This is a genomic window from Kineosporia sp. A_224, from assembly GCF_002198655.1.
In the GTDB taxonomy this organism is placed as follows: Bacteria; Actinomycetota; Actinomycetes; order Actinomycetales; family Kineosporiaceae; genus R-H-3.
Map to the genome: position 1 here is coordinate 26,929 of NZ_MWLN01000173.1, position 18,761 is coordinate 45,689.

Consider the following 18,761-nt stretch of genomic DNA (forward strand, 5'->3'; position numbering starts at 1 on the left):
CGGTGCGCGGTGCGGGACGGCGCGTCACGACGCCTTCGCCCCGAGCCACACGGCGCACCCGACGAGCAGCGACAGGCCGACGGCCCAGGCGACGAGACCCTCGCTCACCGGGCCGATGGCGCCGAGCGAGACGCCGCCGGGGGGCGTGTCGGTCTCGACGGCCTGGAGGTAGGCGATGATGTCGCGCTTCTCCTGCGGGGTGATCGTGCTGTCGTTGAAGACGGGCATCGACTGCGGGCCCGTGACCATGGCCTCGTAGACGTGCGTCGGCGTCACGCCCTCGAGGTTCGGGGCGTACTTGCCCTGCGTCAGTGCGCCGCCCTTGCCGTTGAAGTTGTGGCACATCGCGCAGTTGGTGCGGAAGATCAGGCTGCCCTTGGAGACGTCGCCCTTCGAGGCGTCGACGTCCTCGGCGCTCGGGACGGCCGGGCCGGGGCCGAGGCTGGCGACGTACGCCGCGAGCTGCTTGACCTCCTCCTCGCTGAACTTGTTGACGACCTTGGGCGCCTGCGGCCCGGTGGCCTGCAGCGGCATCCGGCCGGTGCCGACCTGGAAGTCGACCGCGGCGGCGCCGACCCCGATGAGCGAGGGGAACTCGTTGCGCCCCTCGGCGTTGAGCCCGTGGCACGTCGAGCAGTTCGCGAGGAACAGCTTCTTGCCCGCGGCGACGTCGTCGGCGGACGCCGTCGTCGCCTGTGCGCGGCCGGGGGTGACGGCGGCGTACGCGACGCCCGTCACGAGGAGGCCGAGAAGGACGATCGCCGCGGCGGCGAGGGGGTGCCTCCGACGGGCTGCGAGTGCGGTCACAGGGGTTCTCCTGGGCTGCCCGGCGACGGTGCCGGCGGGCTGTGGGTCGGACGTCGGGTCGGTCATGACGCTGCGACTACTTGAGGACGTAGATGACGATGAACAGGCCGATCCACACGACGTCGACGAAGTGCCAGTAGTACGACGTCACGATCGCGCTGGTCGCCTCGGCGTGGCCGAACCGCTTGGCGGCGAAGCCCCTGCCGATGATGAGGAGGAACGCGATGAGGCCGCCGGTCACGTGGAGGCCGTGGAAGCCGGTCGTCAGGTAGAAGACCGAGCCGTAGCCGCTCGACGCGATCGTGAGCCCGTCCTGGACGAGGTGGGCGTACTCGTAGACCTGGCCGGCGACGAAGAGCGCACCGGCGATGTACGTGAGCGTGTACCACTCGCGCATACCCCAGTTGCGCCAGCCGTGCTCACGGGTCCAGGGCGTCCACCAGGCACCGAGGGCGGAGGCCTGGAAGCGCTCGGCGGCGAAGACGCCCATCTGGCACCACACGGACGAGAGCACGAGGTTGATCGTGTTCGCCGTGGAGAAGGGGATGTTCAGCTTCTCCGGCTCGGTGGCCCACAGGTCGGGCAGCACCGCCCGGAGCGTGAAGTACATCGCGAAGAGCCCTGCGAAGAACATGAGCTCGCTGGAGAGCCACACGATCGTGCCGACCTGGACCATGTTCGGCCGGTTGACAGTCGTGTGCGCGTGAGGGGCCTCAGCCACGGATGCGGTCGCCACGGCGTCATTATTGCGGCACGCGGGTCGTGTCGCGTGCGGGGGTAGGGCGCTCGGCGTGCCGTCCTGGTCACATTCCGGTGACGAAGGTCCCCTGAGCGGCTCCGCGGGGTCCTCCGGCGGGTCGGCGTCGACCTCCGGAAGGGACGAACGTCCCGGGCCCCCGGTGTGTTCCGGGCGGTGCTCCACCCGGGGCGCGCCCGTGCCGTGCGCGGTCGGGAAGGTGCTCACCGGTAGCATCGGCGCCGGAACGCGACACTCCCCTCGGCGGTCCGGCGACCGCTCCCACGACGGAGAGCAACCGATGACGAGCACCCCCGCCCCGGCCGGGCACGACGCCGCGGGCACCCGCACGCTGTCCGTCCTCGTCTACAGCGACGACGTGAACACCCGCGAGGCGGTGAAGCTGGCCGTAGGCCGTCGCCCGGCCGCGGACCTGCCCCGGGTCGCGTGGACCGAGATCGCGACCAAGCCCGCCCTCCTCGAGGCCGTCGACGCCGGCGGCATCGACGTCCTCGTCCTCGACGGCGAGGCGGTCCCGGCCGGCGGCCTCGGGATGTGCAAGCAGCTCAAGGACGAGATCTACGACTGCCCGCCGATCCTCGTCCTCACGGGCCGCCCGCAGGACGCGTGGCTCGCGACGTGGTCCCGGGCGGACGCCGCCGTCCCGCACCCGCTCGACCCGGTCGCCGTCGCGGAGACCGTCGCCGAGCTCGCGCGCCGCCGGCTCGGCTGAGCCCCGTGAGCGCGACGACGCCCGGGGCCGCCGCCGCACCCACGTGGAGCGGGCTCATCACCTCGCTGCTCGGCCGCGAGGACCTCCCGCGCGACGCCGCGGCGTGGGCCATGGAGCAGGTCATGACGGCCGAGGCGACGCCGGTGCAGCTCGCCGGCTTCCTCGTCGCGCTGCGCGCCAAGGGCGAGACGGTCGACGAGATCGGCGCCTTCGCCGACGTCATGCTGCGGCACGCCGTCCGGATCGAGGTGCCCGGCCGGTGCGTCGACGTCGTCGGCACCGGTGGCGACCGCCAGCACACCGTCAACATCTCGACGACCGCGGCGCTCGTCGTCGCGGGCGCGGGACGCCGCGTCGTCAAGCACGGCAACCGGGCGGCGTCCTCGTCGTCCGGCGCGGCCGACGTCCTCGAGGCGCTCGGGGTCCGGCTCGACCTGTCGCACGACCGGGTCGCCGCCCTGGCGACCGAGGTCGGGATGACCTTCTGCTTCGCGCAGCACTTCCACCCGTCCTTCCGGCACGCCGGCGTGGCGCGCCGCGAGCTCGGGGTGCCGACGGCCTTCAACTTCCTCGGCCCGCTGACGAACCCCGCGCAGCCGGGGGCCGGCGCGATCGGCGTCGCCGACGCGCGGATGGCGCCCATCGTCGCGGGCGTGCTCGCGGGCCGCGGCTCGTCGTCGCTCGTCTTCCGCGGCGACGACGGCCTCGACGAGCTGTCGACGACGGCGCCGTCCCGGGTCTGGGTCGTCGGCGGCGGCACGGTGCGCGAGCAGGCGCTCGACCCGGCCGACCTCGGCATCCCGCGCGCGACGCTCGAGGACCTGCGCGGCGGCGACGCGGCGCACAACGCGGGCGTCGTCCGCGACCTGCTCGCCGGCAAGACCGGCCCGGTGCGGGACGCGGTGCTGCTCAACGCGGCGGCCGGGGTCGTCGCGGCGGACGGCGTCCCCACCACCGGCGGCGACGACGCGCTCGTCGAGGCGCTGCGGGCGGCCTACGCCGAGGTGAACGAGGCCGTCGACTCCGGTGCGGCCGCTGCCGTGCTCGACCGGTGGGTCGAGGCCACGCAGGCCTGAGCCGGGTTCCGAGCTCCGCTCAGCTCTCGAAGCCGAGGGAGAACGCCGCGTCGAGGTCGTGCTTGGAGTAGGCGCGGAACGCGAGGTAGGTCTTCGTCGAGCGGACGCCCTCGACCTTGCTCACCCGGTCGGCGATGACGTCGGCGAGCTGCTCGTGCTCGTGCACCCGCACGATGGTCACGAGGTCGACGTCGCCGGTGACCGAGTAGACCTCGCTGACCCCTTCGAGGTCGGCGATCTGCGCGGCCACCTCGGGGATGCGGTCGACGTCCGTCTCCACGAGAACGATCGCGGTGATCACGCGGGTCTCCTGTCGCTCGGGCGGCCGCGCCGGGCCGGTCGGCCCGCGGCTGCGCTGCGCCCGAGCGTAGCCGCCTCCCGCTCCGGCGACGGGGCGGCTCGCGACCAGTCCCGCGGCTCGCCGAACGGGGGCGTCCAGGACCGGGCCGCGGCCATCGGGTCCAGCCGGGCCCGGGCCGCCCCGGCACCGTGGATCGGCGAGGCCCACTCGCCGTCCAGGTCGACGATCCGCACCCCCGGCTGCTCGAGCCAGCGCAGCACCTGCTCGGTCTCCTCGGGGTGCGCGGCGGGCAGCGGGGCGGGCCGTGGCCGGACGTGCTCGCCGCTGCTGCGCATCGCGTCGACGTAGGGGCGGGGGTCGGCGCCCGGCGGGCTCGTCGTCGTCGCGGCGAGCCGGCCGTGCCGCACGAGGACGAGCTCCCAGCCGCCGCGCACCGTCCGCAGCGCCGCGACGAGCTCGCGGGTCGCCGCGAGCGGGGCGAGCCGCTGGGACCGGGCGGCGCCACGGGCGAAGGCGAGCAGCCGGTCCCGGGTCACGGCGGCCTCCTCGAAGCGCTGCTGGCCGGCGAGCATCGAGGCGCGGGCGAGCAGCGTCTCCAGGACGCCGCGGACGTCGCCGGTCATCGCCGCCCGGACGGCGTCGACGACGACGGCGTAGTCCTCGACGGGCTGCCGGCCGACGCAGGGCGCCCCGCACCGGCCGAGGTCGGCGAGCAGGCACGTCGAGGCCGTGGGGGAGGCCCGCTTGGGCAGCCGCTTGGTGCACTGCCGCACCGGGTGCGTCTCGTGGAGCGCGGCGATCGCGAGCTCGGCCTGCTGCGTCGAGCCGAACGGGCCCACGTACACCGCGCCGTCCGTCACGTCGTCCCGCACCTCGCGGACGACGGACAGCCGCGGGAAGGGCTCGACGGTGAGCTTGACCCAGGGGGCCCGCTCGGGGAACCGGGAGCGCCGGTTGTAGCGCGGGGCGAGCTCCGCGATGAGCCGCAGCTCGCGCACCCGGGCCTCGAGCGGCGTCGCGCAGACGACGGCGTCGACGCTCGTCGCGACGGCGACCATCTCGGCCATCCGGGTGCGCTGCTCGGCCGCCGTGAAGTACGTCCGGACCCGGGTGCGGATGTCGACCGACGTGCCGACGTAGAGCGGGCGGCCGCTGTGGTCGCGGAAGACGTAGACCCCCGGGGCGCTCGGGAGGCCTTCTGCGAGATGGCGTTTGCGCCGCGTCGTCTCCGGGACGCGCGACGTGTAGGTCGTCAGCTCCTCGAGGGAGTGCACGCCGAGGTTGCCGACACGCTCCATGAGCCCGTGCAGGACGTCGACGGTCGCGCGCGCGTCGTGCAGCGCCCGGTGGTCGGGCTGGGTGCCGGCCCGGAACAGCCGCGCGAGCGTCGAGAGCTTGACGTCGCGCGCCTCCTCCTTCGTGAGGACGTGCCGGGCCAGGCGCACGGTGTCGACGACGGGGAAGCCCGGCCAGGCCCGCTCCGCCCGCGCGCAGGCCGCCTTGAGGAAGCCGACGTCGAAGCCGGCGTTGTGGGCGACGAGGACGGCGCCCGCGGCGAACTCGAGGAAGGCCGGCAGCACGCCCTCGACCCGCGGCGCGGAGGCGACCGTCGCGTCGTCGATGCCCGTGAGGAGCGCGACGAACGGCGGGATCGGCTCGCCGGGGTTAACGAGGGAGTGGAACTCCCCGAGCACCGTGCCGCCGCGGACCTTCACCGCGCCGACCTCGGTGATCCCGCAGTCCGCGGGGGAGCCGCCGGTCGTCTCCAGGTCGACGACGACGAACGTCACCTCGGCGAGCGGGGTGCCGAGCTCGTCGAGGGTCGTCTGGACCGGCCGGGGAGCCATGCCCGGCACCGTAGGCCCCCGGACCGACATACAGGCCGGACGGGCGTCGTGTCGCCCGTCCGTGCCGCCGTCCGTGCCGCCGTCAGTACGCTCGGACCGTGACCGTGCCCCTGCCGACCGCGACGACCCGCTGGCGCTGCACCTCGTGCGGGAACCTCACCCGTTTCGACGTCACGCGCACGAGCCGGGTCACCGAGTTCCTCCACCTCGACCTCGCCGGGACGTCCACGGTCGAGGAGCGCACGGTGCACAGCGACGTCCTCGAGCAGGTGCGCTGCCGGTGGTGCGACGCGGTCGACGCCGTCGAGCTCGTCCCGCGCGCGGACGTCGAGGCCGAGCTGGCGGGGCGCGCGGTCGAGGAGGCGGCGCTCGGCGAGGCCCGCGCCGCCGCCGCGGACCGCCCCGCCGGCCCCGGCGTCTGACGGGGCGCGACGTGGACGACGGGCCGCAGGAGTCCGCCGGCGGGCCGGCGGTCCTCCCGGACGGCGTGCGGCGCCAGCTCGTCGAGCTGGGCGCGGCGGTCCTCGGGGAGCTCGAGGACGCCGAGACGCCGGTCGCGCTGCGGCGGGTGCGCGGGTTCGCCCCGGCCCGCCGGGCGCGGGTCGCGGCGACCCCGATCGGCGTCGCGCTCGAGCGCGAACCCCTCTTCCGGCAACGGGTCGCGGCCGCCTGGCGGGCGCTGCACCCCGAGCTGGCCGCCGTCCTCGAGGCCGGTGAGGTGCCGCCCGCCGCCGACCCGCACACCGTGCTCGCCGGGGCGTACCTGCTGCGGCGCGACGGCTGGGAGGACGTCGCGGCCGCCGCGTCGGCGGCGCTCGCCCACGACGGCGGCGACCGGGCCCGGCACCGCGAGCAGCAGGACGCCGTCCACGAGCTCGAGGCGACGCGGCGCGAGGTCGCCCGGGTGCGCGCCGCCCTCGAGACCGCGACGGCCCGCGCGGCGGCGCTCGACGAGGAGGTCGCCGGGCTGCGCCGTGAGCTGCGCCGGCACCGGTCGGACGCCGACCGGGCGCGGGCCGCGGCGCGCGCCGCCGAGCAGGCGGCGCAGGAGGTCCGGGCGCAGGCGCTCGCCGCGACGGAGCAGGCCCGGGAGCAGGTGGAGGCCGCGGACAAGGCGGTCCGGGCGGCCCGCGAGCGGGAGGAGCACGCCCGCCGGGCGGCCCGGGAGGGCCGCTCGCTCGCGGACGTGCGGGCCCGGCTGCTCCTCGACACGATCGTCGGCGCGGCGTCCGGGCTGCGGCGCGAGCTCGCGCTGCCGCCAACCGCGCTGCGGCCCGCCGACCTCGAGTCGCCCGCCGGTGCGGGTGCCGAGGACGCGGCGGCCGCGGACGCCGTCCGGGCCCGGGCGCTGGCCGGCGACGACCCGGGCGCGCTGGACAACCTCCTCACGCTGCCGCAGGCGCACCTGCTCGTCGACGGCTACAACGTCACGAAGTCCGCCTACCCGGCGCTGCCGCTCGTGGAGCAGCGCCGCCGCCTCGTCGAGGGCCTCGCACCGCTCGCCGCCCGCACGGGCGCCGAGGTCACGTGCGTCTTCGACGGCGCGGACGTCGACGCGCGCCCGACGTCGATCGTGCGCGGCGTCCGGGTGGTCTTCTCCGAGCCCGGGGTGACGGCGGACGAGAAGATCCGCCGGCTCGTCCGGGCCGAGCCGCAGGGCCGGGTCGTGGTCGTCGTCTCCTCGGACGGCGAGGTGGCGTCCGGGGTGCGGGCGTCCGGTGCACGGCCGGTCGCGTCCGCCGCGCTCGTGCGGCTGCTGGCCCGCGGCTGACCGTCCGAGCCGTCCGACCGACCCCTCCGCCCGACCCTCGAGCGACCCTCGACCTGTGGTCGAGGGCTGGTTGTCGGTGGTGGTGCCTAGCGTCGGTCCTGCCGGTCGACGAGGCCGGACGACGGTGCCCGACGGGCGCCCGCGACGGTCCGTCCCAGGGAGTTCGGCATGCTCATCGACTGCGACACGTGCGTGGTGCGCGGCCCGGCGTGCGGGGACTGCGTGGTCACCGTGCTGCTCGGGTTCCCGGTCTTCGGCCGGCAGGGCCCGGACGACGGTCCGGGTCTGCCGGAGGGCGTCGACGTCGCCGGCGCGGTCGCCGGCACCGAGGCGCTCGACCTCGACCAGGCGGAGCAGGCCGCGATCGCCGTGCTCGCCGGCTCGGGGCTCGTGCCGCCGCTGCGGCTCGTGCCCGGTGCGGCCGCCGGGGAGGCCGCGGCGCCGCAGCGCGGGGCGCCCGAGCGGCGCACGGCCGAGGCCGGCTGAGTGGTCCCGGCACACCGGTCCCGGGCCCACCAGGGTGTCCCGCGTCACACCGTGTGACCGGTCACCTGGGAGAACAGGCCGTGACGTCACAGAACGGAGTCGAAATCGGACAAGGGGTCATTTAACGTGCCGTTAGGGCGGCGGAACTTGGACCGCATCGGCCGTTCGGGCTAGTGTCTGGGTCGCTACATCACGACGAGGTCACGTACCTGGTATCTCAGGACCTCGGAGTACCCGTCCGGGCTCGTCGGTTCCCCGACGACCTTCCCCGCTCGGACGCGCAGCGACCGCCCTGCTTCGCGGGGTCAGAGGCGTCAAGGCGTCGCTGCGTGACGGCAGACCCGCTCGGGCGGGTCCGACGAACGGAGCGAAGGCACGTGTCGTTGAGCAAGGCCGACCCCAGATCGTCCACGTCCGTGAGGCTCGTCCGCCTCGCTGTGGCTGTGTCCCTCGTCGTCCCCCTGATGGGCCTGGCGAGCGCCGCGCAGGCGTCGCCCGCCGCCGACATCCGGGCGGTGCAGAAGAAGGTCGACACGCTGCAGCACCAGGCCGAGGTGGCCTCGGAGGAGTACAACGACACCCGCGAGGAGCTCAAGGGCCTCGAGGTGCGCGTCAAGGCGGCGCAGACCCGCCTCGAGCAGCAGCGCGCCCGGGTCCAGGAGTCCCGCCGGATGGTCGGCCGCCTCGCGGCCGAGTCCTACCGCAACGGCGACCTCGGCACCCTCGAGCTCTACCTCGGTGACAACCCCGACGCGCTCCTCGCGCAGTCCGGCGTCGTCGAGACCCTCGCCGACCGGCAGGTCTCCGCGATCGCGCGGCTCAAGGAGTCGCAGCGCAAGCTCGCGGCCGACACCGCCGACCTCGGGCGGCAGGAGGCCAAGGTCAAGGCCGGCCAGACCAAGCTCGCGGCGAAGAAGAAGGAAGTCGAGCGCAAGCTCTCGGAGGCCAAGGCCCTGCTGTCCCGGCTCACCGCGGCGCAGCGGGCGGCCCTCGAGCGGGCGAGCCGTGACGCGGCCCGCCAGGCGCTCGAGAACGCCGGCGGTGGTGGCGGCGACTCCGGTGACGGCGGCGGCGCCGGTGGCGGCCTCGACTGCGGCTCGGTCGGCATCGACGCCCCGACCGCGCGGGTCAAGAAGGTCCTCGACTTCGCGTGCGCCCAGCTCGGCAAGCCGTACGTGTGGGCGGCCGACGGCCCCGGCAGCTACGACTGCAGCGGGTTCACGATGCGCGCGTGGCAGCAGGGCGGCGTCTCGCTCCCGCACAGCTCGCGGCTCCAGGCGGGCTACGGCACGCGGGTCTCGCGGGCCAACCTGCGCCCCGGCGACCTCGTGTTCTTCTACAGCCCGATCAGCCACGTCGGCATCTACGTCGGCAACGGCCTCATGATCCACGCACCGCACAGCGGCGACGTCGTCAAGATCGCGCCGCTGCACAGCAACCTCACCGCGGCCACCCGGCTCTGACCCGGGCCCGACCGCACGACCTCACGGAGGGCGTCCCCGCGCGAGCGGGGGCGCCCTCCGTGCGTCGTACGCTGAGCGGCGTGCCCGGGCCGGAGGATCTCGCGGCCGGGGCCGCGCGGCCGTCCCGCCGCGGTCCCCGGCGGCTCCGGGCCGCCGCCGTGCTCGCCGGTTCCGTGCTCGTCGTCGGCCTGGCCGCCGTGCCGGCCGGGGCCGCGCCCGACCGGGTCACCTGCGTGCCGGCCCTCGCGCTGCGCGGCACCGCGCGGGTGCCGGTCGACCCGGCCGGGGTCCCGCAGCCGGGGGAGCGGGCCGCCCTCGGCCCCGTCGCGGCGCTGCTCGCGGGTCGTGACCGTGCCGTCGGCGGGGGTGTCCCCGCCCAGGGGCTGACCGGGACCGCGGCGCAGGTCGTCGCGCGGTTGCGGGACGTCCCCGTCACGGCGTGGTCGTCCCGGGTCGTCGCGGTCGCGGAACCGTCGGTGCCGGACGGGTCGGCCGCGGCGCCCGGGCCGGGCCGGGGGGCCGACGTGCGGGTCGCCGTCCGGGTCGAGGTGCGGTACCGGCTCGAGGGGGACGTGCACGACACCGTCCGCGACCGGCTCGTGGTCGCCACCGCGTCGGCCGGCTGCTGGCGCCTGGCGGCCGACGGACCGGACCGGGCGACCGGTACGGTGCCGGACCTGTGGGACCTCGGGCCGGTCCGGGTCGAGCGGTCCGGACGGGTCGTCGCGGTCGCGTCGGCCGGGCTCGACGACGGGCTCGTCCGGCAGGTCGCCGAGGACACCGAGGCCGCCGCTGCCGGTGTCGACGCCGTCTGGGGGACCGGCTGGCGCCGGAACACCGTCCTCCTGCTGCCCGGGAGCCTCGAGGACGCCGCGGCGCTCTCCCGGGGCGACGCGACCGCGATGGCCCAGCTCGCGGCCGTGACCTACGGGCCGTCGTCCGCCCACGGCCAGGACGGCTCCGCGTTCGGCGACCAGCGGGTGCTCTTCGTGCCCGGGGCGCTGACCTCGCTCACCGCGACGGGGCGCCGGTTCGTCCTCGCGCACGAGCTGACCCACGAGGCGACCGCGAGCGGCGCCCGCTACTCGGTGCCGATCTGGCTCTCGGAGTGCTTCGCGGACGTCGTCGGGTTCTCGGCGATCGGCGCCTCCGCGGCGGACGTCGACCGGTACGTCGAGGCCGACCTGCGCGCCGCGGCCCTCGACCGGCTGCCGGCGTCGCTGCCGGACGTCGCGTCCTTCGACCCCGCGCTCGGCGAGGTGGCGGCCGCCTACGCGCTCTCGGACGCCGCGTGCCTGGCCCTCGGCGACGGCCACCGGCCGGGACGGCTCGCCCGGGTGTACCGGACCGCAGCCGGCACGGTGGACCCGGCGGCCGCGGGAACGCCGGGCCCCGGCGCGGCCGCGCCGTGGGCGGCGCCGGTCCTCGCGGGGCTGCGCAGGGCCGTCGAGGGCGCTGCCGCCGGGCCAGGACCCGGGCCCGGGCCCGGCGAACCGCCGCCTCCGGGCCAGGACCCGAACGCCGCGGATGCCGCGGCACTGCGGGCCGCGCTGGCCTCGGTGGGGACCGACGAGGCGCGGCTCGTCGCGGCATGGCATCGTCGGGTCGTCGACCTCGTCGGACCACTACCCGGGAGCCCCTGATGGCCCGCACTCTCGTCGTGACGAACGACTTCCCGCCCCGCACGGGCGGCATCGAGTCGTTCGTGCTCGCGATGGCGCGCCGGTTCCCGCCGGACGAGGTCGTCGTCCACACCGCCCGGCAGCGCGGCGACGCCGCGTTCGACGCGACCCTCGACTTCCCCGTCGTCCGCGACCCGTCGCCGCTCATGGTGCCGACGCCGCAGATCGCCCGCCGCGCCGCGCAGATCGCGCGCAGCGAGGGCTGCGACCGGGTGTGGTTCGGGGCCGCCGCACCCCTCGGGCTCATGGCACCGACCCTGCGCGCGGCCGGCGTCGGGCGGACCGTCGCGACGACCCACGGCCACGAGGTGTGGTGGTCGACGGTCCCGGTGACCCGGCCGCTCATGCGGCGCATCGGCGAGGTCAACGACGTCGTCACGTACCTCGGCGAGTACTGCCGGGGCCGGATCGCACCCGCGCTGAGCCCGGCCGCCCGGGAGCGGATGGTCCAGTTCACCCCGGGCGTCGACGACTCGACGTTCCGGCCCGGCTGCGGCGGCGACGAGGTGCGCCGCCGGCTCGGCCTGGCCGATCGGCCCGTCGTCGTCTGCATCTCGCGGATGGTGGCCCGCAAGGGGCAGGACGTGCTCGTCCGGGCGCTGCCGCTGCTGCGCCGCCGGGTGCCGGACGCCGCGCTGCTCCTCGTCGGGGACGGCCCCGCCCGCCGCAGGGTCGAGTCCCTCGTCGACGCGCTCGGGCTGCGTGAGCACGTCGTCCTCACCGGCCGGGTGCCGTGGGACGAGACGCCCGCGTACTACGACGCCGGCGACGTCTTCTGCATGCCGACCCGGACCAGGCTCATGGGGCTCGAGCCCGAGGCGCTCGGGATCTGCTACCTCGAGGCCGCAGCGACCGGCATCCCCGTCGTCGCCGGGGACTCGGGCGGGGCCCCTGACGCCGTCCTCGACGGGCGCAACGGGCTCGTCGTCGGCGGCCGGGACGCCCAGGCCGTCGCCGACGCGTGCGCGACCTTCCTCGAGGACCGGGAGCTGTCCGCGGCCTTCGGGATGCGCGGGCGGGAGTGGGTCGCCCGGCAGTGGCGGTGGGACGACCTCGCGCTGCGGCTTCAGGGGCTGCTGGCGGGGGAGCCGGTCGCCGGCTGACGGGTGGTCTCGTCGTCCGCCGGGTCGCCCGCCGGGTCGTCTGCCGCGTCGTCCTGGGGGAGCGCCCAGGAGAGGACGACGAGGGCGACGACGAGCCAGTACTGGTTGTAGAACGCCTGCTTGTTGACGAGGTTCGCCGCCGCGAGGACGAGCGCGCACCAGCGCAGCAGCTCGGCGACCCCGGGCCGGCGCCGGCGCACCGTGAGCGCGACCGCGGCGACGGTGCCGACGACGACGAGCCCGGTGAGCCAGAACGGCGGGCTCCAGCCGAGGTCGTTGACCGCGGCGAGGTAGAGGGTGTTCGAGAACTTCAGCGCCGGGAAGGTCACGAGGTAGGTCACCGTGTCGTGCCACATGTCGGCGGGCGCGGTGAGGAACCAGGGGGCGACGAGCCCGGCCGCGACGAGCCCGGCGAGGACCGTGCGGCGCAGCCCGAACCGGTGCCAGAGGGCCAGCACCGGCAGCAGGACGGCGATGTGCTGCTTGCTCGCGAGCGCGAGGCCGACGAGGAGCACGGCGAGCCAGGTCCGGCGCCGGAGCAGCGCGACCGCGGCACCGGCGAGGCAGGCGAGCAGCAGCGGCTCGGTCCAGGCCTGCTCGGCCTGGGTCGCCGTCCCGGGCAGCACGAGCAGGACGGCGCCGGCGACCGGGCCGGCGGCGGACGTGGCGGCGTCCGCGACTGGTGTCCGCGACGCGGCGCGCAGTGCCAGGGCGGCGAGGAGCATCGCGGCGAGCAACGCCCAGCGGACGTCGCCGAGCAGCCAGCGGCCGGGGGAGACGAGCGCTCCGGTCCACGGCAGGTAGGTGAACGCCCGCATGATCCCCGGCGGCCCGACCCAGACCTCGGAGTAGGCGTTGTGCCCCGAGCCGAGCGCGTCGGCGAACCCCTGGAGGGTGTACCAGACGTCGATCCGCGGGGCCGGGTCGAGCCGGACCAGCGCCGCCACCACGGCGGTGTGGCCGAGCGCCGCGACGAGCAGCGCGGCGTCCGCCGCCCGCCGCCACGGCACGAGGAGCACCCCGGCCGCGACGAACGCCGTCCCGGCCATCGCGACCCGGACGCCGACCGCGGCGTCCGGCGGGACGTAGGAGTAGCCGCGGACCCCGGCCGTGACGACGCCGCACACGGCGAGCGCGAGCGCGCCGGTCGCCCGGGTCAGCCGGACCGGGGCGCCGTCCCGGCCAAGCCGCACCGCCAGCAGGACCGCGGCCGCGACGTAGACGGCGACGATCCAGAGCCGGTACCGGACGACGCTGTGCGTCATCGCCGCGGTGACGGCGCCGAGGACGACGACCGCGACGACGGCGTGCATGCTGCCGGTCGACGGTTCGCGGGCGGGTGCCGCGGGCTCGGTGCGGGTCAGCAGGGGCACCGGGTGAGCCTAGCGAGGCAAAACGCGACGGCCCCGTGGGGATCCCACGGGGCCGTCGACGCTGGTCTGGTTCAGCCTCTGCAAGGGATAGCCGCCGCGTCTCCGGCGTTCAAGCAAGCCGATGTCTGCTCGAACATGCCCGAGATCTGCTGGCCGATCCCGAAGGCAGCACCGATGACGAGCGCAGCGATCGCGGCCAGCATCAGCCCGTACTCGACCGCTGAAGCGCCTCGGTCCAGCCCTTTGTTCATGTCGGTTACGGCGTCGCGCAGGTGGTGCCGCCGCCGGTCCCGTTGTTGGCAGACTGGCCCGTCTCGAGACGGCTGCAGGTGTCCTGGAAGGCGCCCTGGATCAGGGTACCGATCCCGAAGACGAGACCGACGATGATGGCGGCGATGGCGGCGACCATGAGCCCGTACTCGACGGCGGTCGCACCGCGGTCCGCGGTCTTCCGGCCGAGCTTCCGGATGTTCGCAAGCATGGGATGGTGTCCTTTCAGGGCCCCCGTGGCGGTATGCACCACTGAAACCCTCTCACTCCGACAGGGGATATCCGACCCCCGGGCGGGGAAATCGGGAGAACGGCCGATCGCTGCTGGAGGTCTGACCGAACGTGAAGGGCGCGCACGTTCAGACTCCGGGGGCGGCTGAAGCAACTTGCGTGACGAGTGATCGACGGACCGTGCTCGACTACGAAACTAGCACCGGGCGTGACGGTGAGTGGTCGGTTCATGAATGTCCTGCGAAGTCTCAACCGTTCACCCGAGGCGTCCGGATACAGCACTTTCAGGCGCCCGATGGACGCATTCGTTGAACGATAACGCGTGGTAGCGGCGACCAGGTAATTCTCACGATGCGTAGTCATAGCCTGTCGCCCAGGCAGGGAGAGCGCAGGACATGGAACGAGGCGGCGCCCACATGGACGCCGCCTCGGATCACTCGACCGCCGGGGTCAGCCGGCGCTGTCGTGCGGAGGGACGAGCCCGAGCCGCACCGCCGCCATGACGGCCTGCGCGCGGTTGCCCGCACCGAGCTTGTCGTAGATGTTCGCGACGTGAGTCTTCGCCGTCGACTCGCTGATGTAGAGCCGGCGCGCGATCTGGGAGATGACGAGCCCGTCGACGAGCAGCTCGAGCACCTCCTTCTCGCGCGGCGACAGCCGCGGCCCGGCCGGCGCGTGCATCCGACGCTGGAGCGCCTCGCTGAGGTCGCGGGCGGTGAAGGTCCGCGGGCTGGCGGCGGCGTGCCGCGCGGCGGCGACGACCTCCTCCGCGGGGGAGTCCTTGCCGACGAACGCCGAGGCACCTGCGTCGAGGGCGGCGAAGAGCTTCTCGTCGCCCGCGTGCATGGTGAGGACGACGATGCCGAGGTCGGGCACGCTGGCCCGGGCGCGCTGGGCCAGGGCGACACCGTCGCCGTCCGGCAGCGAGATGTCGGTGACGAGCACGTCGGGGTTCAGCGTGCGCAGCGCCTCGGTCGCCTCGCCGACGGAGGCCGCCTCGCCGACGACCTCGAGGTCGCCCGCGCGGTCGAACGCACGGCGCAGACCTTCCCTGATGAGCTGGTGGTCGTCGACCAGCAGCACCGTGATGCGGTGCTCACCGCCCACGGTTCACCTCCCCGTTCCTCGGCAGGTTGCGCAGCAGGCGGGCGAGGGACGACTCTCCCCGTGCACCCGCGTCCGCCGTCACCACGACCTGGTCTGTGGCTTGTGAGTCTGTCACGGTTCGTGCCTCGTTCGGAATCTTGCCCCGGGCGCGCGCACGGCGCAGGGCGATCTCCGGGTCGATGATCAGCTCGACGACGGTGCCCGAGCCCTCGGTCCGGTCGCCGACGCTGAGCCGGGCCCCGATCCGCCGGGCCCGCTCGTGCATGCCGGTGACGCCCATGCCGCCCATCCGGATGCCCTGCACCGGGGTGAAGCCGGTGTGCCGGTCCTGGAAGCCGCAGCCGTCGTCCGTCACGGTGATCTTCGCCCGCGGCGGGTCGACGACGACCGACAGCCACAGGTTCGTGGCCTGCGCATGCTTGCGGACGTTCGTCACCGCCTCCTGGACGATCCGGAGGATCTCGACCTCGACGGCGACGGGGAGCCGGCTCGACGACTCGTCGGTCGAGACGTGGACGACGAGCCCGGCCTGGCCGCCGACCCGCTGCACGTAGTCGGCGAGGGTGCGGGAGAGGCCGACCTTCTCGTCGACGCCGGCCCGCAGGTCGAAGATCGACAGCCGGAGCTCGCCGACGAGGCCGCCGATGTGCTCGCGGAGCTTGACGAGACGGGAGGCGACGTCGGGGGTCGCGTCCCGGGCGATGTCGTCGACGAGGTAGCCGACGGACGCCATGTCCTGCGCGATGCCGTCGTGGATCTCGCGCGCCAGCCGGACCCGCTCGTCGTCCGTCGCGAGCCGCCGGACGTCGTCGAAGAGGAGGGCGGACGCGAGCCGCGGCCCGGCCGCGGCGACCCTGCGCCGGGCGCTCTCGAGCTGGCCGTCGTGGAAGGTCTCCCGGCCGGAGAGCACGAGGACGGCGACGACCCGTTCGCCCATGAGGACCGGCAGGGCCGCGCAGCAGACGCCGTCCCGGGCCCGGCGCACCGCGTCGGCGGCGACCCAGGCGTCGAGGACGACGGCCTCGGCGAACGACGTCGGGTGCTCCCCGAGGATCGGCACGAACCGGCCGGCCGGGGACTTCACGAGCACGGTCCCGCTGGAGCCCGGGACCTCGCGGGCGGTCTCGTCGACGAGCGCGGCGGCGAGCGTCTGCGGGTCGAGGCCGAGGCTGAGCTGTCGGGCCACGACGTGCAGCTCGGACAGCAGCCGGTGGGCGTCGGCGTAGGCGGGCTCGGGCGAGTCGGTGTACGGGAAGACGACGCGGCGCACCCAGGCCGAGACGAGCCCGACCGCGAGGAAGAGCGGGATCCACCAGACGAGGAGCGACGGCGTGAGCGCGGTGCGCGTCTCCACGGGCGTCGTCGCGAGCTGGGAGACGAGCAGGAGGACGAGCGAGGCGGAGACGGCGACCCCGAGCGCGGCGAACACCCCCGCGCCGAGGCCGGCGATGACGAGCGGCACGAGGAGGTACGGCAGGAACAGGTCGGCCTTGCCGGCGAGGGCGCCGACGATGATCGCCGCGCCGATCCCCTCGGCGAGCGCCTGGACGGCGCGCGGCAGCCCCTCGGGCAGCGGGATCGACGCGAGCCCCGCGATGAGCAGCAGCAGCAACGTCGGGACGATCGCGCCGCGCGGCCCGAGCCCGTCGACGAACGTCGTCGCGAGCCCGCACAGGCCGATGAGCGCAGCGCGGACGAACAGCGGGACGTACACGCTGTCGACCCTGAGCCGCGGCATCACCCGGACAATCTCCCACACCGGGAGCCGTCCGGGCCGGACCCTTGCCGTTTTGTCCCCGTCGTTCGGCCCATACCGTGATGGGCCGAGCGGCGGACGCCGATCAGGTCTCGTCGTCCTCCGTGAGCGGCGCGAGGACGCGAGCGAGGCGGCGGGTGGCCATCGCCGCGGAGAGCAGCCCCGCGGCCTCGTGGACCGGGCCGACGACGGCGGCGAGGTCGTCCTGCGTGAACGGCCGCCCGGTCCGGGACCGGGCGACGACGACGGCGGCCATGACGTCCGGCACCGGGACGGCGAGCAGGTGCTCCCAGCCGGCGAGCGGTGCGCCCGCCAGCCGCGGCCGGACGCTCGCCGAGTCACCGACGACGAGCGCGCGGCCGCCCATCGCGACCTCGGTGACGAGCCAGTGCCGGGCGTCGAGGACGAGGCGGCGCTCGATGGGCCGCAGCCCGACCCCGCCGTTGACGCGCCAGACCGACCCGTCGGGCACGACGATCGCGGCGGCGTCCGCCCCGGCCCGCTCGACGACCTCCTGGGCGAGCACCTGGCAGGTGTCGGCGACACCGAAGAGCTCCATGCTCCGCTCGTTGAGCGCGCGGACGAGCTCGCGGACGGAGGGTGCGGAGCGGCGCTCGACGGCGGCGTCGACGACGAGGAGCTCGTCGACCCGGGGCTGTGCGTCTGCGGGGGCCGCATCCGGTCCCGCGACGTCGAGCGGCGTGGCGTGGAAGCCGTTCCCGTTCAGGCCGTGCCCGTTGAGGTCCTGCCCGTTGCGACCGTGCCCGTTGAGCTCCGTGTCAGGGCGCTCCGTGCCGTTCCTCGTGCTGCCGTTCACCCCGGTCCCGTACGGCGTCCCGGCGGTGGTCGCAGGCGGTGCGTCGGCGTCCCGGTCCGGCTCCGCCCCGGTCGGTGCCGCGGGGGGCGGCGCGAGCATCTGGCCGGGAACGGCGAGCGTCGGTGCGAGCGGCCCGGTCGGCCCGGCGAGCCCGGCGGGGGGCTCGAGGCGCTGCAGCGGCTGCAGCGGGGGAGCCGGGAGCCGGTCGAGCGGTCCCGCAGCGCGGTCGACCGCGGGCAGCGGAGGCGCCAGGGTCGCCGCGGGGACGGCGAACGGCGCCTGCGCCGCGGCCGGTGCGGAGGCCGGCGGTGGCAGGGCGACCGGGGCACCCGACGGCGGCGCGGACTGCAGATCCGGGGCCGGCGGTGCCCACGCCGGAGGCGCGGGCTGCTGGAAGGCGGCCGGTCGCGGCCACGGCGACGTGTCGACGACCGGCGTGAACGGTGCACCCGGTGCCGGCGGCGCGGGCGGGACGGAGCCCCACAGGCCGGGAGCGCTGTCCGCCTCGGTCGTCGCCTCGGTCGTCGCGGCGTCGGTGAGGTCGCCGCTGTCGGTGGCGTCCGGCAGATCGGGGTGGTCCGTGCCGCCGGGCGGGCCGGCGGGCGGCGGAACGTCGTCGCCCTGCTTGCCCCAGAGGCTGCGCCGCGTCGGCGGGACGGTGCGGTCCTCGACGGTCCGGCTCAGGGCCACGAGCTCCGGGGAGGCGCCGCCGGTGGAGAGCCCGGTGCTCAGGCGGCGGTCACCGAGCCTGCGCTGGAGCGCCGACGGCTGCTGCGCCGGTGCCTCCCGGCCGAGGATGGCCCGGCGACGGGCCACCATCGCCTCGGTGTCCTCGCGCGACCAGTGGTCGTCCTCCTCGGGCCGTTCCCGGGTCCAGCCGGTCGTGCCCGCGGCGTGGTCGGTGCGGACGTCGATGACGGTGCCGTCCTCGTCCGCCGTGGTCGGGGCGGTCCCTTCGGCCGGGGCATCCGTCAGATCGACGGACGTGTCGGTGCTGCCGTCGGCCGCGGACCGCACGTCGACCATGCCGTCGGTGACCGCGACGGACACGAGGTCGCTCTCGCCGGCGATCACGAGGGGTGCGGCGGCGACGTCGGGCGCCGGCTCCGGTGCGGCCTCGGGGGTCGCACGCTCGGGGTCGCGCTGCGCCTGCGGCCGCCCGGCACCGGGCAGCACCTCGGCCAGGATGTCGGCCCGCAGGC

The 18,761-nt window shown here is 75.5% G+C and carries 16 protein-coding genes and 2 pseudogenes; 8 read left to right on the forward strand and 10 right to left on the reverse strand.

The window, feature by feature from the left end:
• Window positions 1-24 precede the first annotated feature (24 nt).
• Entirely contained in the window at window positions 25-807 is a 783-nt protein-coding gene (locus EDJALFJO_RS16880) for a c-type cytochrome (RefSeq protein WP_088287342.1), read from the reverse strand.
• A 76-nt stretch (window positions 808-883) separates the two neighbouring features.
• A complete protein-coding gene (locus tag EDJALFJO_RS16885) occupies window positions 884-1,528 on the reverse strand; it encodes a heme-copper oxidase subunit III (protein WP_255392568.1) in 645 nt (214 codons plus the stop codon).
• Between the two features lie 316 nt (window positions 1,529-1,844).
• On the opposite strand from EDJALFJO_RS16885, the gene EDJALFJO_RS16890 reads away from it, so the two are divergent.
• Together EDJALFJO_RS16890 and trpD are read left to right on the forward strand one after the other, a co-directional pair.
• Window positions 1,845-2,276, forward strand: a complete 432-nt coding sequence (locus EDJALFJO_RS16890) for a hypothetical protein (protein ID WP_088287347.1) — start codon at window positions 1,845-1,847, stop codon at window positions 2,274-2,276.
• Window positions 2,273-3,352, forward strand: a complete 1,080-nt coding sequence (trpD, locus tag EDJALFJO_RS16895; protein WP_369812546.1) for an anthranilate phosphoribosyltransferase — start codon at window positions 2,273-2,275, stop codon at window positions 3,350-3,352. The genes EDJALFJO_RS16890 and trpD overlap by 4 nt, the downstream gene beginning before the upstream one ends.
• A gap of 19 nt (window positions 3,353-3,371) precedes the next feature.
• Here the strand turns inward: trpD and EDJALFJO_RS16900 are convergent, their stop codons facing one another.
• Together EDJALFJO_RS16900 and EDJALFJO_RS16905 are read right to left on the reverse strand one after the other, a co-directional pair.
• Window positions 3,372-3,653 carry an Lrp/AsnC family transcriptional regulator gene (locus EDJALFJO_RS16900; protein ID WP_088287351.1) on the reverse strand — a complete coding sequence of 94 codons (282 nt, stop codon included), beginning with the start codon at window positions 3,651-3,653 and terminating at the stop codon, window positions 3,372-3,374.
• Entirely contained in the window at window positions 3,650-5,500 is a 1,851-nt protein-coding gene (locus EDJALFJO_RS16905; RefSeq protein WP_088287353.1) for a DEDD exonuclease domain-containing protein, read from the reverse strand. Before EDJALFJO_RS16905 ends, EDJALFJO_RS16900 begins: the two co-directional genes overlap by 4 nt.
• A gap of 98 nt (window positions 5,501-5,598) precedes the next feature.
• Here EDJALFJO_RS16905 and EDJALFJO_RS16910 point away from each other — a divergent pair.
• From EDJALFJO_RS16910 to EDJALFJO_RS16935, 6 genes and pseudogenes are all read left to right on the forward strand, one after another.
• Window positions 5,599-5,820 (forward strand): annotated as a pseudogene (locus EDJALFJO_RS16910) (hypothetical protein); the annotation flags it as partial.
• A 113-nt stretch (window positions 5,821-5,933) separates the two neighbouring features.
• Window positions 5,934-7,271, forward strand: coding sequence for an NYN domain-containing protein (locus EDJALFJO_RS16915; protein WP_088287355.1), 1,338 nt, complete (start codon window positions 5,934-5,936; stop codon window positions 7,269-7,271).
• 168 nt (window positions 7,272-7,439) lie between these two features.
• Complete coding sequence (locus EDJALFJO_RS16920; RefSeq protein ID WP_198950383.1) at window positions 7,440-7,757, forward strand: hypothetical protein; 318 nt, start codon at window positions 7,440-7,442, stop codon at window positions 7,755-7,757.
• Window positions 7,758-8,173: 416 nt separating this feature from the next.
• The gene (locus EDJALFJO_RS16925) at window positions 8,174-9,220 is read left to right on the forward strand and encodes a C40 family peptidase (protein WP_143448621.1); all 1,047 of its coding nucleotides are present in this window, start codon (window positions 8,174-8,176) and stop codon (window positions 9,218-9,220) included.
• Between the two features lie 80 nt (window positions 9,221-9,300).
• Window positions 9,301-10,863 carry a hypothetical protein gene (locus EDJALFJO_RS16930; protein WP_088287359.1) on the forward strand — a complete coding sequence of 521 codons (1,563 nt, stop codon included), beginning with the start codon at window positions 9,301-9,303 and terminating at the stop codon, window positions 10,861-10,863.
• Window positions 10,863-12,005, forward strand: a complete 1,143-nt coding sequence (locus tag EDJALFJO_RS16935) for a glycosyltransferase family 4 protein (RefSeq protein WP_088287361.1) — start codon at window positions 10,863-10,865, stop codon at window positions 12,003-12,005. The genes EDJALFJO_RS16930 and EDJALFJO_RS16935 overlap by 1 nt, the downstream gene beginning before the upstream one ends.
• On the opposite strand, the gene EDJALFJO_RS16940 is transcribed toward EDJALFJO_RS16935, so the two are convergent.
• From EDJALFJO_RS16940 to EDJALFJO_RS34405, 6 genes and pseudogenes are all read right to left on the reverse strand, one after another.
• Window positions 11,969-13,378 carry a glycosyltransferase 87 family protein gene (locus EDJALFJO_RS16940; RefSeq protein WP_088287363.1) on the reverse strand — a complete coding sequence of 470 codons (1,410 nt, stop codon included), beginning with the start codon at window positions 13,376-13,378 and terminating at the stop codon, window positions 11,969-11,971. The two genes, EDJALFJO_RS16935 and EDJALFJO_RS16940, sit on opposite strands and share 37 nt — an antisense overlap.
• Window positions 13,379-13,449: 71 nt before the next feature.
• Window positions 13,450-13,629 (reverse strand): Flp family type IVb pilin, encoded by a 180-nt coding sequence (locus EDJALFJO_RS16945; protein ID WP_088287365.1) that lies wholly within the window; start codon window positions 13,627-13,629, stop codon window positions 13,450-13,452.
• A gap of 5 nt (window positions 13,630-13,634) precedes the next feature.
• Complete coding sequence (locus tag EDJALFJO_RS16950) at window positions 13,635-13,859, reverse strand: Flp family type IVb pilin (protein ID WP_088287367.1); 225 nt, start codon at window positions 13,857-13,859, stop codon at window positions 13,635-13,637.
• A gap of 470 nt (window positions 13,860-14,329) precedes the next feature.
• Window positions 14,330-14,986, reverse strand: a complete 657-nt coding sequence (locus tag EDJALFJO_RS16955; protein ID WP_088287369.1) for a response regulator transcription factor — start codon at window positions 14,984-14,986, stop codon at window positions 14,330-14,332.
• A complete protein-coding gene (locus EDJALFJO_RS16960) occupies window positions 14,976-16,724 on the reverse strand; it encodes a sensor histidine kinase (RefSeq protein ID WP_088287371.1) in 1,749 nt (582 codons plus the stop codon). The genes EDJALFJO_RS16955 and EDJALFJO_RS16960 overlap by 11 nt, the downstream gene beginning before the upstream one ends.
• 103 nt (window positions 16,725-16,827) lie before the next feature.
• Window positions 16,828-18,761 (reverse strand): annotated as a pseudogene (locus EDJALFJO_RS34405) (hypothetical protein); the annotation flags it as partial.

What these genes read in the sequence shown, in the direction of transcription:
- EDJALFJO_RS16920 (WP_198950383.1), top strand. Translation starts at nt 7,440, where the DNA reads ATGCTCATCGACTGCGACACGTGCGTGGTGCGCGGCCCGGCGTGCGGG.
- EDJALFJO_RS16935 (WP_088287361.1), top strand. Translation starts at nt 10,863, where the DNA reads ATGGCCCGCACTCTCGTCGTGACGAACGACTTCCCGCCCCGCACGGGC.
- EDJALFJO_RS16960 (WP_088287371.1), bottom strand. Translation starts at nt 16,724, where the DNA reads ATGCCGCGGCTCAGGGTCGACAGCGTGTACGTCCCGCTGTTCGTCCGC.
- EDJALFJO_RS16905 (WP_088287353.1), bottom strand. Translation starts at nt 5,500, where the DNA reads ATGGCTCCCCGGCCGGTCCAGACGACCCTCGACGAGCTCGGCACCCCG.
- EDJALFJO_RS16945 (WP_088287365.1), bottom strand. Translation starts at nt 13,629, where the DNA reads ATGAACAAAGGGCTGGACCGAGGCGCTTCAGCGGTCGAGTACGGGCTG.
- EDJALFJO_RS16890 (WP_088287347.1), top strand. Translation starts at nt 1,845, where the DNA reads ATGACGAGCACCCCCGCCCCGGCCGGGCACGACGCCGCGGGCACCCGC.
- EDJALFJO_RS16950 (WP_088287367.1), bottom strand. Translation starts at nt 13,859, where the DNA reads ATGCTTGCGAACATCCGGAAGCTCGGCCGGAAGACCGCGGACCGCGGT.